Origin of the sequence: Kitasatospora sp. SUK 42, from assembly GCF_015776785.2 — a bacterium.
Taxonomy (GTDB): Bacteria; Actinomycetota; Actinomycetes; order Streptomycetales; family Streptomycetaceae; genus Kitasatospora.
Genome location: NZ_LFMD02000002.1, coordinates 278,832 through 293,816, shown reverse-complemented (window position 1 = coordinate 293,816; position 14,985 = coordinate 278,832). Strand labels below are relative to the sequence as shown.

General features: G+C 73.5%; 13 protein-coding genes and 1 pseudogene. 9 read left to right on the top strand and 5 right to left on the bottom strand.

The window, feature by feature from the left end; translation table 11 throughout:
- Positions 1–4: 4 nt before the first annotated feature.
- Positions 5–1,317: pseudogene (locus RZ50_RS01265) on the bottom strand (DUF692 domain-containing protein).
- A 267-nt stretch (positions 1,318–1,584) separates the two neighbouring features.
- Between RZ50_RS01265 and RZ50_RS01260 the strand changes: the two are divergent.
- The 7 genes from RZ50_RS01260 to RZ50_RS01230 all read left to right on the top strand — a co-directional run bounded on the left by RZ50_RS01260 (position 1,585) and on the right by RZ50_RS01230 (position 8,327).
- A complete protein-coding gene (locus RZ50_RS01260) occupies positions 1,585–2,511 on the top strand; it encodes a GNAT family N-acetyltransferase (RefSeq protein ID WP_196948169.1) in 927 nt (308 codons plus the stop codon).
- Positions 2,512–2,703: 192 nt separating this feature from the next.
- On the top strand, positions 2,704–3,714 hold the full coding sequence (locus RZ50_RS01255) for an MBL fold metallo-hydrolase (protein WP_196948170.1): 1,011 nt from the start codon (positions 2,704–2,706) through the stop codon (positions 3,712–3,714).
- Between the two features lie 136 nt (positions 3,715–3,850).
- Entirely contained in the window at positions 3,851–5,734 is a 1,884-nt protein-coding gene (locus tag RZ50_RS01250; protein WP_217680179.1) for an ATP-binding protein, read from the top strand.
- Positions 5,731–6,162, top strand: a complete 432-nt coding sequence (locus RZ50_RS01245) for a roadblock/LC7 domain-containing protein (protein ID WP_196952674.1) — start codon at positions 5,731–5,733, stop codon at positions 6,160–6,162. Before RZ50_RS01250 ends, RZ50_RS01245 begins: the two co-directional genes overlap by 4 nt.
- Complete coding sequence (locus RZ50_RS01240) at positions 6,159–6,521, top strand: DUF742 domain-containing protein (RefSeq protein ID WP_196952673.1); 363 nt, start codon at positions 6,159–6,161, stop codon at positions 6,519–6,521. The genes RZ50_RS01245 and RZ50_RS01240 overlap by 4 nt, the downstream gene beginning before the upstream one ends.
- A 55-nt stretch (positions 6,522–6,576) precedes the next feature.
- A complete protein-coding gene (locus RZ50_RS01235; protein WP_196952682.1) occupies positions 6,577–7,137 on the top strand; it encodes an ATP/GTP-binding protein in 561 nt (186 codons plus the stop codon).
- Positions 7,134–8,327 carry a cytochrome P450 gene (locus RZ50_RS01230; RefSeq protein WP_196952672.1) on the top strand — a complete coding sequence of 398 codons (1,194 nt, stop codon included), beginning with the start codon at positions 7,134–7,136 and terminating at the stop codon, positions 8,325–8,327. The genes RZ50_RS01235 and RZ50_RS01230 overlap by 4 nt, the downstream gene beginning before the upstream one ends.
- A gap of 44 nt (positions 8,328–8,371) precedes the next feature.
- Here RZ50_RS01230 and msrB read toward each other — a convergent pair whose 3' ends face one another.
- The 4 genes from msrB to RZ50_RS01210 form a co-directional block, all read right to left on the bottom strand.
- Complete coding sequence (gene msrB / locus RZ50_RS01225) at positions 8,372–8,782, bottom strand: peptide-methionine (R)-S-oxide reductase MsrB (protein WP_196952671.1); 411 nt, start codon at positions 8,780–8,782, stop codon at positions 8,372–8,374.
- A gap of 22 nt (positions 8,783–8,804) precedes the next feature.
- A complete protein-coding gene (murC, locus tag RZ50_RS01220; RefSeq protein WP_374199855.1) occupies positions 8,805–10,208 on the bottom strand; it encodes a UDP-N-acetylmuramate--L-alanine ligase in 1,404 nt (467 codons plus the stop codon).
- 112 nt (positions 10,209–10,320) lie between these two features.
- Positions 10,321–10,782, bottom strand: coding sequence for an indole-3-glycerol phosphate synthase (locus tag RZ50_RS01215; RefSeq protein ID WP_196952670.1), 462 nt, complete (start codon positions 10,780–10,782; stop codon positions 10,321–10,323).
- 73 nt (positions 10,783–10,855) lie between these two features.
- A complete protein-coding gene (locus RZ50_RS01210; RefSeq protein ID WP_196952669.1) occupies positions 10,856–11,626 on the bottom strand; it encodes a pyrimidine reductase family protein in 771 nt (256 codons plus the stop codon).
- A 124-nt stretch (positions 11,627–11,750) separates the two neighbouring features.
- Here RZ50_RS01210 and zapE point away from each other — a divergent pair, with 124 nt between their 5' ends.
- Both zapE and uvrB read left to right on the top strand, forming a co-directional pair.
- Positions 11,751–12,794: a cell division protein ZapE gene (gene zapE / locus RZ50_RS01205; protein WP_308271550.1), complete on the top strand. Its 1,044-nt coding sequence runs from the start codon at positions 11,751–11,753 to the stop codon at positions 12,792–12,794.
- A 36-nt stretch (positions 12,795–12,830) separates the two neighbouring features.
- Complete coding sequence (gene uvrB, locus RZ50_RS01200; protein ID WP_196952667.1) at positions 12,831–14,927, top strand: excinuclease ABC subunit UvrB; 2,097 nt, start codon at positions 12,831–12,833, stop codon at positions 14,925–14,927.
- Positions 14,928–14,985 lie beyond the last annotated feature (58 nt).

The following is a 14,985-nucleotide window of genomic DNA, read 5'->3' as shown; positions in this document are numbered from 1 at the left end:
CGGATCAGCGTCCGCGCAAGGCGGTCCCGACGGCCGCTCGCAGCCGGGCGAGCGGGCCGGGCGACCGGTCGGGCGCCGGGTGGAGCCAGCGCTCCAGGGCCCGGCGGCGGTCGGCGGCGAGCGGGCCGCCGTCGGTGAGCACCCACGCGGCGAAGGCCCGGGCGTCGGCGTGGTAGCCGCCGGTCTGCGGGTGGGTGCGGGCGTAGCCGAGGAAGAGCGGCCCGTACTGCGCCCCGAGCAGGCGGGGCAGGTCGGGGGCGACCTTCGCGGCGGTGTCGCGCCGTTTGGCGGCGAGGCCGGTGGACTGGGCGCGGACCTGGTCCGGGTCGAAGCCGGGCGGGACGGGGCCGCCGGCCACCAGGGCGGTCAGCAGCTCCGCCTGGCGCCGGGCCAGCCGTTCCCGGGGCGTGCCGGTGCTGACGGCGCCGGCGGGCCCGTTCGGTTCGGCGTGGTTCAGGTCGTTCATCGCCGGGTGCTCCCCTCCAGCACCCGGCGGATGGCGTCCAGTTCACCGGCCAGTTCGGAGGGCGGCGGGAAGTTGGCGTCCCGCTCCAGCAGCACACCGGGCGGCTCGACCCGGGCGCGGAGTTCGGCCAGGACCTCCAGCACCGGTTCGGTGACGGGGTGGGCGTGCGTGTCGTGCCAGACGCCGTCCACCAGGGTGCCGCCCGCGACGTGCACGTAGGCGAGCGCCTCCAGCGGAAGGCGGTCGAGCTCGGCGGCCGGGTCGATGCCCAGGTTGACCCGGTTGGTGTGCAGGTTGGCGACATCGATCAGCAGTCGTACGCCGGTGCGCTCGACGAGCTCGGCGAGGAACTGGCCTTCGGTGAACTCGTCGTCCGGCCAGGCGAGTTGGGCGGCTATGTTCTCCAGGGCGAGCGGTACCGGGAGCTGGTCCCGGGCGATCCGGACGTTCTCGGCGATCACCCGCAGCGAGTCCCGGGTGCGGGGCACGGGCAGCAGGTGGCCGGCCTCCAGGCCGCCGGCCCGGACGAAGGCCAGGTGCTCGGTGACCAGCGGGGAGCCGAGCGCCAGCGCCGTCGCGGCGAGCTTGGCGAGGCGGTCGGGGTCGGGCAGGTCGGCGCCGCCGAGGCCGAGGCCGACGCCGTGCGGGACGACGGTGACGCCGCGTTCGCGCAGCACGGTGAGCGAGGCGGGCAGGTGGTCGGCGCAGATGTTCTCGGCGACCACCTCGACCCAGTCCAGGCCGGGTTGGCGCTCGACCACGGTGTCGATCTCGCTGCGCCAGCCGAGGCCGACGCCCAGTCGGGTCGGGGCGGGGGCGGAGCCGGGTCGTTCCAGAGCGGGAGAGGTCATCGTTCGCCCCCTTCGGAGGGCTCGATCGGTGAGACCGTCAGGCGGTGCGGGCTTCGTCGCCAGGACCGCGCGGCCGTGGTGCTGAGGATGTCCCCGGGCGGGGTGGCTGCCAAGCCCCATCCGGTCTTCTCAGAGCATTATTTGAGCTTGCCGTCCTGGTGGTGAGGGACTTTGGTCCCCAGTCGTGGACGTCCCCGCAGGTGGGGCGCCGTGCCGGGGTGAAAATCGGAGGCGGTCGGCCGGTGCGCGCGGGTAGCGTGCGAACCCATGACTTCGACTGAACTGACGATCCGTGACTTTCGCCCCGATGACGCCGAGGCGGTGATGGCCGCCCACCGGGCCGGGCGCGAACACCTGGTGTTCACCGCCGAGGCCCTGCGCTGGCTGAACGCCCGGCAGAACCCGGACGAGCACTTCCGCGTCCTCGTCGCCGAGTGGGACGGCCGGGTGGTCGGCGCGGTGCGCTGCGGGGTGGTGCTCGGCACGACGACCGAGGGCGTCGGGTACGCCAACGGCAGCGTGCTGCCGGAGTTCCGGCGGCGCGGCGCGGCCACCGCGCTGCTGGCCGCGGCCGAGCGGCACCTGGCCGAGCACGGGGTGGCCGCACTGCACACCTGGCTGGACGACGTGCCCGGCTCGCTGGCCTTCGCCGCCGCCCGGGGCTACGAGCTGGGCCGCTCGGCGCAGTTCGCCGGACGGGACCTGACGCTGCCGCTGCCGCCGGAGCCCGTGCGGCCGGCCGGCGTCGAGCTGCGCCCGGCCGCCGACTGGGCGGCGGACCCGCGCCCGCTGTTCCTCGCCGACGCGGACGCCGCCGCGGACGAGCCCGGCGAGGTGCCGATGGACGCCCTGGAGTACGAGGAGTGGCGCCGGAGCGTCTGGGAGCGGCCGGACCTCGACCGGGAGTTGACCGTCGTCGCCGTGGTGGACGGCGCACCGGCCGCGTTCAGCCTGGCGCAGACCGACGGGGTGGACCGCTACTGGTCCGCGTTCACCGCCTGCCGCCCGGAGTTCCGCGGCCGGGGCCTGACCAAGCTCGCCAAGCTGGAGTCGCTGCGGCGGGCGGTGGCGGCGGGCTACCGCCACGCGTACACCAGCAACGACACCACCAACGCGCCGATGCTCGCGATCAACGAGTGGCTCGGGTACGAGCGCTGTGCGGGGGAGCGCAAGGGGATCAAGCGGCTGAAGTAGCACCCGCCGTCCCCTCCCTCATCTCCTCCGGGTTCCGGGGCGAAGTGTCCACCAGTCGTCCCGAATGGTGAGAGGATTGGTCTCGACCACGCGGTGCGAAACCGGACAGCCCGGGAGGGACTGGGGCACGAACTCAGGCCGTTCGTGCAGGTTTTGCCCCACTCCAGGCACAAGGTGGGCATAATCGCGCGCATGACGATCAACCGTGCGAACGTGAGCGCGATTGCCGAGGACCTGTACGTGTGGCTCCCCCCTAAGCGGGGCTGGGGCCTGGCCAACTGCGGTCTGCTCGCCTCCGGGACGACCGCGCTCTGGATCGACACCCCCTACGACCCCTCGCTCGCCGGGGAGTTCCTCGCCGCGAGCCGCCGCCTGCTGCCGACCGGGGTGGAGATCGACCGGGTGGTCGTCACCCACGCCAACGGTGACCACCTGTGGGGCGCCGGAGTGCTCCCGGACGCCGAGGTGATCGCCACCCGCGAGGCGCTGGAGCACATCCACTGGGAGCCCACCCCCCAGCAGCAGCACGCGCTGGTCACCAACAGCGACCCGGACTCCCTGCTCGGCAACTACCTGCGGGAGCACTTCGGGCGCTTCGACTGGTCCGCCACCGAGCCGGTGCACCCGGACACCGTCTTCACCGGCGAGCTGGAGCTGAAGGTCGGCGACTACCCGGTGCAGATCACCAGCCTGCCCGCCGCCCACACCGGCGGCGACCTCATCGTCCACCTCCCGCACCAGCGGGCCGTGTTCACCGGCGACGTGATCTTCTCCTCGACCCCCGAGCAGCCCGGCGACCACCCCTCGCACTGGGCCGGCCCGCTGGAGAACGTCATCGGCGCCTGCGAGCAGGCCCTGGCCACCGGCGCCGAGATCTTCGTCCCCGGCCACGGCCCGGTGCTCGACCGCGAGGGCGTCCGCGAGCACATCGGCTACCTCGGCTACGTCCGTGAGCGCGCCCACGCGCTGCACGCCGCCGGAATACCCGCGCTGGACGCCGCCCGACGGGTGATAGCCGAGCAGCGGCACCCCGAACTCGGCCTGCCCGAGCGGCTGGTGCTCACCATCGCGGCCGAGTACCGGCACCTGGACGGCTCCGAGGCGCCCGGCATCCTGGACGCGATGAGCCAGGTCGCCCTGGTGGCCCGCGAACTGGCCGAGGACGCCGCCCGCGTCCCGCGCCCGCGCCCGGCGCGCAACTGACCGCCCGTCACCGGCCCTCCGCCACCGGCCACCGGCCCCACCCGTGACCGACCGCCCGTGACCGGCCACCCCCGACAGGCCGCCGGCCACCGGCGCCACCGCCCAGGACGACCCGCAAGGACACCCGAGGACTTCGATGACGCAGATCGCGCTGGTCGCGCTGATCGCCCTGGCGCTGGTCGCCGCCGTGGCCGCGGGCGCGTTCGCCCGCGGCCGGGCCAAGGCCGTCACCCGGGCGGTGGCCGCCGAGACCGCCCGAGGCCACGGGGAGGAGCGCATCCGCGTCGCGGAGGGCCGACTCGCCCGCGCCGAACAGCAGTTGCGCGAGGCCCAGGAGGCCGCCAGGAACTCCGCCGGGCAGGCCCAGCGGGCCGAGGAGCACCAGCGGGCCACCGAGCGGAGCGTCCGGGAGGCCCAGGAGGCGGCCCGCGACGCCCAGGAGGCCGCCCGGGAGGCGGAGCGGCACGGCGCCGCCGCGACCGCCCGCGCCGAGGAGGCCGAGCGCCGCCTCGCCGCCGCCGAGCAGCACGCAGTCGCGCTGCTCGCCGAGATCGGCCACCTCGCCCAGGAGCGGGTCGCCGCCACCGCCGTACGGCTGACGCACGCCAACGCCCCGCTGGTGGGCCCGCTGGACGCGCAGGCCGTCGGCCCCGAGGCCGTCCGGGCGTTGCAGTCCGTCCTGGACGCCGCCGGCGCCGCGCTCACCGACGAGCGCGAGCGGGTCGACGCCGCCGCCCGGGCCGCGATGCGCGGCGCCACCTCCCGGATCCAGACCCTGCTATACCAGATCCAGAGCCTGGTCCAGCAGCTCCAGCACGACAACGACGACCCCCGGCTGCTGGAGGTCGACTTCCGCAACGAGGTCGCGCTGCGCCGGATCCAGACCATCGCCGTGCTCTGCGAGGCCTGGCCGGGCCTGGCCCGCACCGACTCCCCGCTCGCCGAGGTCGTGGTCGGCGCGCTCTCCCGGGTGCCCGGCTACGCCCGGATCAAGGTCGCCAACCACCTGCGGGAGCAGCGGCTCGCGGTGGTCGCCCGGGCCGCCGAGCCGATCGCCATCGCGATCGCCGAGCTGCTCGCCAACGCCACCGCCTACTCCCACCCGGAGACCGACGTCCCGGTCACCGTCCAGCAGGGCGGCCGCGGCGCGCTGGTGATCATCGACGACAGCGGCATCGGCATGGACGAGGACCAACTGCGCCGCGCCCGCCGACTGCTGGCCGGCCCGTCGGACGTCCTGCTCACCGAGCTCGGCAACCCGCCCAAGACCGGCTTCGCGGTGGTCGGCAAACTGGCCCGCCAGTACGGCTTCGCCTGCCACATCGAGCCCTCGCCGTACGGCGGCATGCGGACCATCCTGCGCATCCCGGCCGGCCTGGTGACGGTGGTGGACGACGAGCAGCCGTTGTCGGTCCTCACCCCGCTGCCGCTGCGGGCCGGCAGCGGACCGGCCCCGGCGCCCACCGTCCAGGCCGTCCCGCCGATGCGCGACGCCGACGAGCAGGACGGGCCGGTGCTCGCCGACCGCCACCACCAGCCGGGCCCGCACCCGGCCCCGGCCATCCACGTGGTGCGGGACCCGGAGCCGGCCGGTCCGGCGACCGCCCCCGCCCCGGAACGGGCCGCGGAAGCGGCGACGCCGACGGCGGAACCGAAGCCGGCCGGGACGCCGGGCCCGTCCGGCGACGGCAGCGGCCTGCCCAGCCGGCGCCGCCGCCGTCCGATCGCGACCGGGGAGCCGGGCGCGCCCGCGCCCGCCCCCGCCGTGGACCGGACCCCCACCGCCGACCGGTGCCCCGAGCGGGCCGCCGCCCACTGGCAGGCGCTGCAGCAGGGCACCGGCTCCGGCCGGGCCGCCGTGGCGCAGGCCCGCGAGCAGGCCGCCCGCGAGCGCGCCGTACCCGACGAGACCTCCGAAGCCGTACCCGAACCGACCGGCACCGCGGTCGGCGGCACCACCGCCGACCGCGATCCAGGTGACCACACCACCGGCCAGACCTTAGAAGGAGCCGAGCAGTGAGCAGCTCGCCCAGCCCGACCGCGACCGACGAGATCTCCTGGGTGCTGAGCCCGCTGCTGGAGCTCCCGGGGGTGCTGCACGCGGTGATCGCCACCGGCGACGGCCTCGTCGAGGGCGCCTCCGACGGCCTCGGCCGGGCCTCCGCCGAGCGGGTCGCCGCGATGACCGCCACCGTGCACGCCGCCGCCCGGGCCTTCACCACCGCCTTCACCGACACCGAGCGGCCCCGGCTGGCACAGACCGTGGTGGAGTCCGACCTCGGCTACGCCATCGTCGTCCCCGCCGGGGAGAACACCTCGCTCGCGGTGTTCACCACCCCGGACGCCCAACTCGGCAACGTGTCCTACCAGATGCAGCTCCAGGTCGCCGCCCTGGCCCGCGCGCTCGCCAGCCCGTCCCGGCGGCCGGACGCCACCGCCGGATCATGAACGCCGTCCCCCGCAGGCGGATGGTGCCCGCCTATCTGGCCACCGGCGGCCGCAGCCGCCCCGGCACCGAGGGCTTCGAGCGGCTGACCGTGCTGTTCGCCGACCGGACCGACCGGGCCGAACCGCCGGCCGAACTCGAACCCGAACACCGCCGGCTCTGGGAGTTGCTGCGCCCCGGCGCGCTGACCGTGGTGGAGGCCGCCGCGCACCTGCGCCTGCCGGTCAGCGCCACCGTCTTCCTCGCGGCCGATCTGGTCGAGGCGGGCCGTCTGCACGCCCGCGCACCGATCCCGCGGGCCCAGCAGACCGACCGCTCCATCGTCGAGAGGCTCCTCGTTGGACTCCGTGCGCTCCGGTAGCCCGGTCGACCGGCCGGGCCGGGTGGGCTACCTGCCCGACCGGGACCAGCTGCTCATGAAACTGGTGGTCGCCGGCCCGTTCGGGGTCGGCAAGACCACCCTCATCCGCACCCTCTCCGAGATCGCCACCCTGCACACCGAGGAGGCGATGACCGAGACCGGACGGCCGGTGGACGACCTGGCCGGCCTGCCCGAGAAGTCCACCACCACCGTCGCCGTGGACTTCGGCCGGCTCACCCTGCCCGGCAACACCGTGCTCTACATGTTCGGCACCCCCGGCCAGCGTCGCTTCTTCCCGCTCTGGCAGGACATCGCCCGCGGCGCCCTGGGCGCCCTGGTGCTCGCCGACACCCGCCGGCTGGCCGACTCCTTCGAGATCATGGACATGGTCGAGGAGCAGGGCCTGCCGTACGCCGTGGCCGTCAACCGCTTCCCGGACTCCCCGGACCACCCGTCCGAGGTGCTGCGGGCCCACCTGGACCTGCACCCCACCACCCCGCTGCTGCTCTGCGACGCGCGCGAGCGCGACAGCAGCCTCGACGCGCTGATCGCCCTGGCCGAGCACGTCCTCGACACCCTGCCCGCCGCCTCCACCGACGCCGAGGAACGCCCGTGACCGTCGAGACCCGCCCGACCCCGATCTACGGACCGGTGTTCGCCGCCGACCCGCAGCTGGTGTACGAGCGGCTGCGCCGCCACGGCGCGGTCGCCCCGGTGGAGATCGCGCCCGGCGTCGAGGCCCTGCTGGTCACCGACTACCAGGCCGCCCTGGACCTGCTGCGCGACACCGACACCTTCTCCAAGGACTCCCGGGACTGGCAGCGGACCGTCCCGTCGGACTCCCCGCTGCTCCCGGTGCTCGGCTACCGCCCCACCGCGCTGTTCAGCGACGGTGAGACGCACGCCCGCTACCGCGCGGTGATCACCGACGGCCTCGCCCTGTTCGAACCGCACCGGCTCCAGCGCCAGGTCGCCGAGGTCGCCCACCAGCTGATCGACCGCTTCGCGGCGGTCGGTCGCGCCGACCTGATCGCCGAGTACGCCCGCCAGCTGCCCGCGTTCGTGCTCACCACCTGGTTCGGCGTGCCCGAGCGGGACAGCGCCGAGGTGGTCGCCGCGATCACCGGGCTGATCGAGTCCACCGAGCGGGCCGGCGCCGCGTACGGGAAGCTCGTCGCGGTGGTCACCGCCATGGTCGCCGAGCGCCGCGCGCACCCCCGGCACGACCTCGCCTCCTGGTTCGTCACCCACCCCGTCGGGCTGGACGACGACGAGGTGATCCGGCAGATCACCCTCTCGCTGATCGCCGGGCACGAGCCGACCACCAACCTGATCGGCAACGCCCTGCTGCGCCTGCTCACCGACGCCCGCTACGCCGGCTCGCTGTTCGGCGGCGCGATGACCGCGCACCAGGCGATCGACGAGGTGCTCTGGCACGAGCCGCCGCTGGCCAACCTCTCCGCCCACTACCCGCGGTACGACATCACCTTCCACGGCCGGGAGATCCCGGCCGGCTCGCTGGTGCTGGTCTCGTACGCGGCCGCCAACTCCCAGGCCGCGCCGCCCACCGACGGCACCGAGCTGCGCAGCGGCGAGAGCGCCCACCTGGCCTGGGCGGCCGGCCCGCACGCCTGCCCGGCCCGCGACCCCGCGCTGCTGATCGCGATCACCGCGATCGAGCAGCTGACCAGCCGGCTCAGCGACCTCGAACTGGCCACCCCGGCCGAGGAGTTGCTCTGGCGGCCGGGCCCCTTCCACCGCGCCCTGGTCCACCTCCCGGTCCGCTTCGCGGCGGTGGCCGGGTAGCGCGAAGGGCCCGGAGTCGGCTCCGGGCCCCTCGTGTTCGCAGGTCAGCCCTGCTCGGCCGGCCGGAGCGTCAGCGAGATGCTGTTGATGCAGTACCGGAGGTCGGTCGGGGTGCCGTAGCCCTCGCCCTCGAAGACGTGGCCGAGGTGGCCGCCGCACCGCTTGCAGCGGACCTCGACCCGGCGCATGCCGAGGCTGTTGTCCTCCAGCAGCTCCACGGCGTCGGAGTCGCGCGGATCGTAGAAGGACGGCCAGCCGCAGTGGCTGTCGAACTTGGTCTCGGAGCTGAACAGCTCCGCACCGCAGGCCCGGCAGCCGTAGACGCCGACCGTCCTGGTGTCGGTGTACTCACCGGTGAACGGGCGCTCGGTGCCCGCCTCACGGAGCACGTGGTACTCCTCGGGGCTGAGCTGGGCGCGCCACTCGGCCTCGGTCTTCTGGATCTCGTAGCTCATCACGACTCCCGCTCGGCGTACGTCAGACGTTGGAGGCAACGTTCGCGAGGTGCTCCAGAATTTCGGGGCCGAGGTTGGTGACGTCGCCCGCGCCCATGGTGAGCAGCAGGTCGCCGGGGCGGGCCAGCCCGGCCAGCAGGGCGGGGGCGGCGGCGAAGTCGTGCTCGGCGGTGACGTCGGCGCCGGCCCGGCGGGCGGCGTCGATGATCAGCTCGCTGGTCACGCCCGGGATCGGGTCCTCGCGGGCCGGGTAGATGTCCAGCACCACCGAGGCGTCGGCCAGCGCGAGCGCCCGGCCCATCTCCTCGGCGAGCTGCTGGGTGCGGCTGAACAGGTGCGGCTGGAAGACCACCAGGACGCGGCCGGTGGCGGCCTCGCGGATCGCGTCGAGGTCGGCGGCCATCTCGGTGGGGTGGTGGGCGTAGGAGTCGATCACCTGGACGCCGGCCGCCTCGCCCTTGAGCTGGAGGCGGCGGCGCACGCCGGTGTAGGCGCCGAGCGCCTTGGCCAGGTCGGCGGCCGGGACGCCCAGCGCGACGCCGGCGGCCAGCGCGGCCACCGCGTTGTGGGCGTAGTGCCGGCCGGGCACCGAGACGGTGAAGGCCAGCTCGGTGCCGTCCAGCAGCACGGTGACCTCGCTGGTCATGCCGCGGGCGACCACCGAGAGCACCCGGACGTCGGCGTCCTCGGCGGCGCCGACGGTCACGACCTTCAGACCCTCGCGGCCGTTCACCCGGGCGGTCAGCTCGCGGGCGCCGTCGTGGTCGGCCGAGACCACCAGGGTGCCGCCGGGGGTGATCCGGCCGACGAAGGTCTCGAAGGACTCGTAGATCTCCTCGATCGAGGCGTAGTTGGCGTGGTGGTCCAGCTCCACGTTGAGCACGATCGCCACCTCGGGCGCGTACTTGTGGAAGCTGCGGTCGCTCTCGTCGGCCTCGGCGACGAAGATCTCGCCGACGCCGTGGTGGGCGTTGGAGCCGGGCGCGTCGAGGTCGCCGCCGATCGCGTAGGACGGGTCGAGGCCCAGCTCGCCGAGGGCGACGGCGAGCATGCTGGTGGTCGTGGTCTTGCCGTGGGTGCCGGCCACGGCCAGCGCCCGGCGGCCGCCCATCAGCGCGGCCAGCGCGTCGGAGCGGTGCACCACGGGGATGCCGCGCTCGCGCGCCGCGGCCAGCTCCGGGTTGTCGGCCCGGATCGCGCTGGAGACGACCACGCTGCTGGTGCCGTCCGGCACGTGCTCGGCGGCGTGGCCGACGTGCACGGTGGCGCCGAGGGCGCGCAGCGCGAGGACGGTCTCGGACTCCTTGGAGTCGCTGCCGGAGACGCTGGCACCGCGCACTGCGAGGATCTTCGCCAGGCCGGACATCCCGGCGCCGCCGATGCCGATGAAGTGCGGGGCGTGCAGGTCGTGCGCGGCGTCGTTCAAGGCGTGGCTCCGTACGGGCGGGGGATGGGTGGGCACAGGTGGGTCCCTGCGATGTGCGAATCGTCCTCGCGGGCGGACCGCAAGGACGATTCTGCACCACGGGCGCCCCGGGCTAGGAGTCGCTGGCGAACAGCCTCAGCACCGGGACCCCCACCTTGTGCCGGGCCTGGGAGGCCCAGTCGCGGTGGAAGAACTCCTCCACGAAGTGCGGGGAGGTGAGCACCACGACCTCGTCCGCCTCCTGGTCCCGGACCACCTCGCGCAGCCGCTCCAGCGGCTTCTCCTCGACCAGTTCGCCGCTCGCCTCGGCCCCGGCCGAGCGCAGGTGGCGCAGGCTGTGTTCGAGCGATTCACCGGCCACGGTGGGACCGCTCTCGGACTCGTCGTGCTCGTGCACCACCTTGTCGAGGTGGCCGAGGGCGACGTCGTCCAGCGCCCGCAGCAGTTCGTCCTGCCTGCCGCGCGGCTGCATCAGGACGACGAAGGACACCTTCTCGTCGCTGTGGAGCGTGGTGACCAGCTCCACGTCCGCGTCGGAGAGAGCCTTTTCGATCATCAGTACCGTCTTGAACACGTGAGTCCCTTCCAGTGGCCGGCCCCCGGGCCCCGGCATCGCATAACGGGATCAGGACCGGGGGGTCACGGGGTCATTCCGAGCCCGGGTGGCGCAGGTAACGCGAGAAGAGGAATCCTTTCTGCTCGATCAATGAGACCAGCCGCATCCGCTGCGCGTCGGGCATGTGCGAACCGTGGACGATACGCGGCGCGTCGCCGCCCGTGATCAACGGGGCCAGCGACAGGCACAGCTCGTCCAGCAGGCCGGCCGCCGCCAGCTGCCCCAGCAGCCGCGGGCCGCCCTCGCTCAGCAGCCGCGTCCAGCCCCGCTCGACCAGGGCCGCCACGCCCGCCCGCAGGTCCACCGAACCCCGCCCGGCGAGCACCAGGTCGGCCACCTCGGCGACCGCCCGGCGGCGCTCCTCGGGGGCGTCCTCGACGGTGATCACCACCGTCCTGACCAGTGGCTCCGTGAACAGCGGCGCGCTCAGGTCCAGGTCCAGCGAACGGCTCACGATCGCGATCGCCGGGGCCGGGGCCTGCCCCGCCGCCGCCCGCGCCGCCGCGAACTCCTTGCGGGCCCGGGCCGGCCGGTAGCCCTCCGCGCGGACCGTCTCGGCGCCCACCAGCACCACGTCGGACAGGGCGCGCAGCACGCCGAAGATCCGCTTGTCGGCGTCGCCGGACAGGCCCTCGGACAGGCCGTCGAGCTTCGCCCCGCCGTCCAGCCCGGCCACCATGTTGGCGCGCAACCAGGGGCGGCCCCGATTCACCTGGTCGGGGTACGCGTAGACGGCGGCGAGCGACTCCAGCGCGGACGGATCGGCGACCGGCTCACCCAGCGGGCTGATCAACAGGTGCATGCCCTCAGTGTTCCACCGCGGGCCGTTCGGGGGACGCCCGGAGGCCGTTCGGAGGCGTCGACGAGCAGGCGTACCCTCTACTGATGTGCCCGCAGCCTCCCGCCCCGCCACCGCGACCGAGTCCATAGCCGACGCGAGCCCGGCCGGCGCCCCGACCGCGCTCGCCGACCGCCGCCCCGTCGTGCCCGCCGAGCGGCTGGTCGCCGAGATGGTCCCGCCGCCCCGGTTCGCCGACGTGAGCTTCGGGACGTACATTCCCGACCCGAACCAGCCGAGCCAGTACGAGGCCGTCCAGGTCCTGGAGCAGTTCGCGGCCACCCTCGGTGGGGGAAACGGTTCAGCACCCAAGCGCGGCTGGTTCCGCCGCTCCGCCCCCGCGCCCACCGGCCCGGCCGGCGTCTACCTCGACGGCGGCTACGGCGTCGGCAAGACCCACCTGCTCGCCTCGCTCTGGCACGCCGCCCCCGGCCCCAAGGCCTTCGGCACCTTCGTCGAGCTGACCAACCTGGTCGGCGCGCTCGGCTTCCAGCAGGCCGTCCAGACCCTGTCCGGGCACAGGCTGCTGTGCATCGACGAGTTCGAGCTGGACGACCCGGGCGACACCGTGCTCGTCTCCACCCTGCTCGGCCGCCTGGTCGACAACGGCGTCAAGCTGTGCGCCACCTCCAACACCCTGCCGGAGAAGCTCGGCGAGGGCCGCTTCGCCGCCGCCGACTTCCTGCGCGAGATCCAGGGCCTGTCCGCGCACTTCCGCCCGATGCGGATCGACGGCCAGGACTACCGCCACCGCGGCCTGCCCGACGCCCCGCCGCCGTACACCGACGACGCCGTCGAGTCCGTGGCCGCCCGCACCCCCGGCGCCTCGCTGGACGACTTCGACACCCTGCTCGCCCACCTCTCCGCCGTCCACCCCAGCCGCTACGGCGCGCTGCTGGACGACGTCACCGCCGTCTGCCTGCGCGGCGTCAAGCAGGTCGAGGACCAGTCCACCGCCCTGCGCCTGGTCGTCCTCGCCGACCGCATGTACGACCGCGAACTCCCCATCACCGCCTCCGGCCTCCCCTTCGACCAGGTCTTCCCCGAGGACATGCTCCGCGGCGGCTACCGCAAGAAGTACCTGCGCGCCATCTCCCGCCTCGTCGCCCTCGCCCGCGACAGCGCCAAGTAGGCGCCGCTTGTCGGTGGTGGGCCGTACGGTGGAGGCGTGCGTCCCATCACGAGTATTGAGCGGTCCGTGGCGCCCTTCGAGGTCGTCAGTCCCTACCAGCCGAACGGTGACCAGCCGACGGCGATCGCCGAGTTGGAGCGGCGGATCAGGGCGGGGGAGAAGGACGTCGTGCTGCTCGGTGCCACCGGTACCGGCAAGTCGGCCACCACGGCCTGGATGATCGAGAAGCTGCAGCGGCCCACCCTGGTGATGGCGCCGAACAAGACGCTGGCCGCGCAGCTGGCGAACGAGTTCCGCGAGCTGCTGCCGAACAACGCGGTCGAGTACTTCGTCTCGTACTACGACTACTACCAGCCCGAGGCGTACGTCCCGCAGACGGACACCTACATCGAGAAGGACTCCTCGATCAACGAGGAGGTCGAGCGGCTGCGGCACTCGGCGACCAACTCGCTGCTCACCCGCCGCGACGTGATCGTGGTCGCCTCCGTCTCCTGCATCTACGGCCTCGGCACCCCGCAGGAGTACGTGGACCGGATGGTCCCGCTCAAGGTCGGCCAGGAGATCGACCGGGACGTGCTGCTGCGCCGCTTCGTGGACATCCAGTACGCGCGCAACGACGTGGCCTTCACCCGGGGCACCTTCCGGGTCCGCGGCGACACCATCGAGATCTTCCCGGTGTACGAGGAGCTCGCCGTCCGGATCGAGATGTTCGGCGACGAGATCGAGGCGCTCTACACCCTGCACCCGCTCACCGGCGAGATCATCAGCCAGGACGAGCAGATCTACGTCTTCCCCGCCTCGCACTACGTGGCCGGCCCCGAGCGCATGGAGCGGGCGATCACCGGCATCGAGAAGGAGCTGGAGGAGACGCTCGCCAGGCTGGAGAAGCAGGGCAAGCTGCTGGAGGCCCAGCGGCTGCGCATGCGCACCACCTACGACATCGAGATGCTGCGCCAGATCGGCACCTGCTCGGGCGTCGAGAACTACTCGATGCACTTCGACGGCCGCGAGCCCGGCTCCCCGCCGAACACGCTGCTGGACTACTTCCCGGAGGACTTCCTCCTGGTCATCGACGAGTCGCACGTCACCGTCCCGCAGATCGGCGCGATGTACGAGGGTGACGCCTCGCGCAAGCGCACCCTGGTCGAGCACGGCTTCCGGCTGCCGTCCGCGATGGACAACCGCCCGCTGAAGTGGGAGGAGTTCCTGGGGCGGATCGGTCAGACGGTCTACCTGTCGGCGACGCCCGGCCCGTACGAGCTGTCGCGCGGGGACGGCCAGGTCGAGCAGATCATCCGTCCGACCGGCCTGATCGACCCCGAGGTGATCGTCAAGCCGACCGAGGGCCAGATCGACGACCTGGTGCACGAGGTCCGCAAGCGGGTCGAGCGGGACGAGCGCGTCCTGGTCACCACGCTCACCAAGAAGATGGCCGAGGACCTCACCGACTACATGCTCGGCCTGGACATCCGGGTCCGGTACCTGCACAGCGACGTGGACACCCTGCGCCGGGTGGAGCTGCTGCGCGAGCTGCGGGCGGGCAGGTACGACGTGCTGGTCGGCATCAACCTGCTGCGCGAGGGCCTGGACCTGCCCGAGGTGTCGCTGGTGGCGATCCTGGACGCGGACAAGGAGGGCTTCCTGCGCTCCGGCACCTCGCTGATCCAGACCATCGGCCGCGCCGCCCGCAACGTCTCCGGCCAGGTGCACATGTACGCGGACCGGATCACCCCGTCGATGGAGAAGGCGATCGACGAGACCAACCGCCGCCGGGCCGTGCAGCAGGCCTACAACAAGGAGCACGGGATCGACCCGCAGCCGCTGCGGAAGAAGATCGGCGACATCCTGGACACCCTCGCCCGCGAGGACGTGGACACCGACGAGCTGCTCTCCACCGGCTATCGCGGGGCGGGCCAGAAGGGTGGCAAGGCCCCGGTGCCGATGCTGGGCGCGGAGCGCAAGCCCGGCAAGTCCATGCCGGCCGCCGAGCTGGCGGATCTGATCCAGGAGATGACCGAGCGGATGCACACGGCGGCCGCCGATCTCCAGTTCGAGGTCGCGGCCCGGCTGCGCGACGAGGTGAAGGAGCTGAAGAAGGAGCTGCGGCAGATGCGCGAGGCCGGTGTGGCGTAGCCGTACCGCGTACCGCCGGGGAGTCGGGTTTGGCCGGTTCGACACCGGTCAAGCCCGG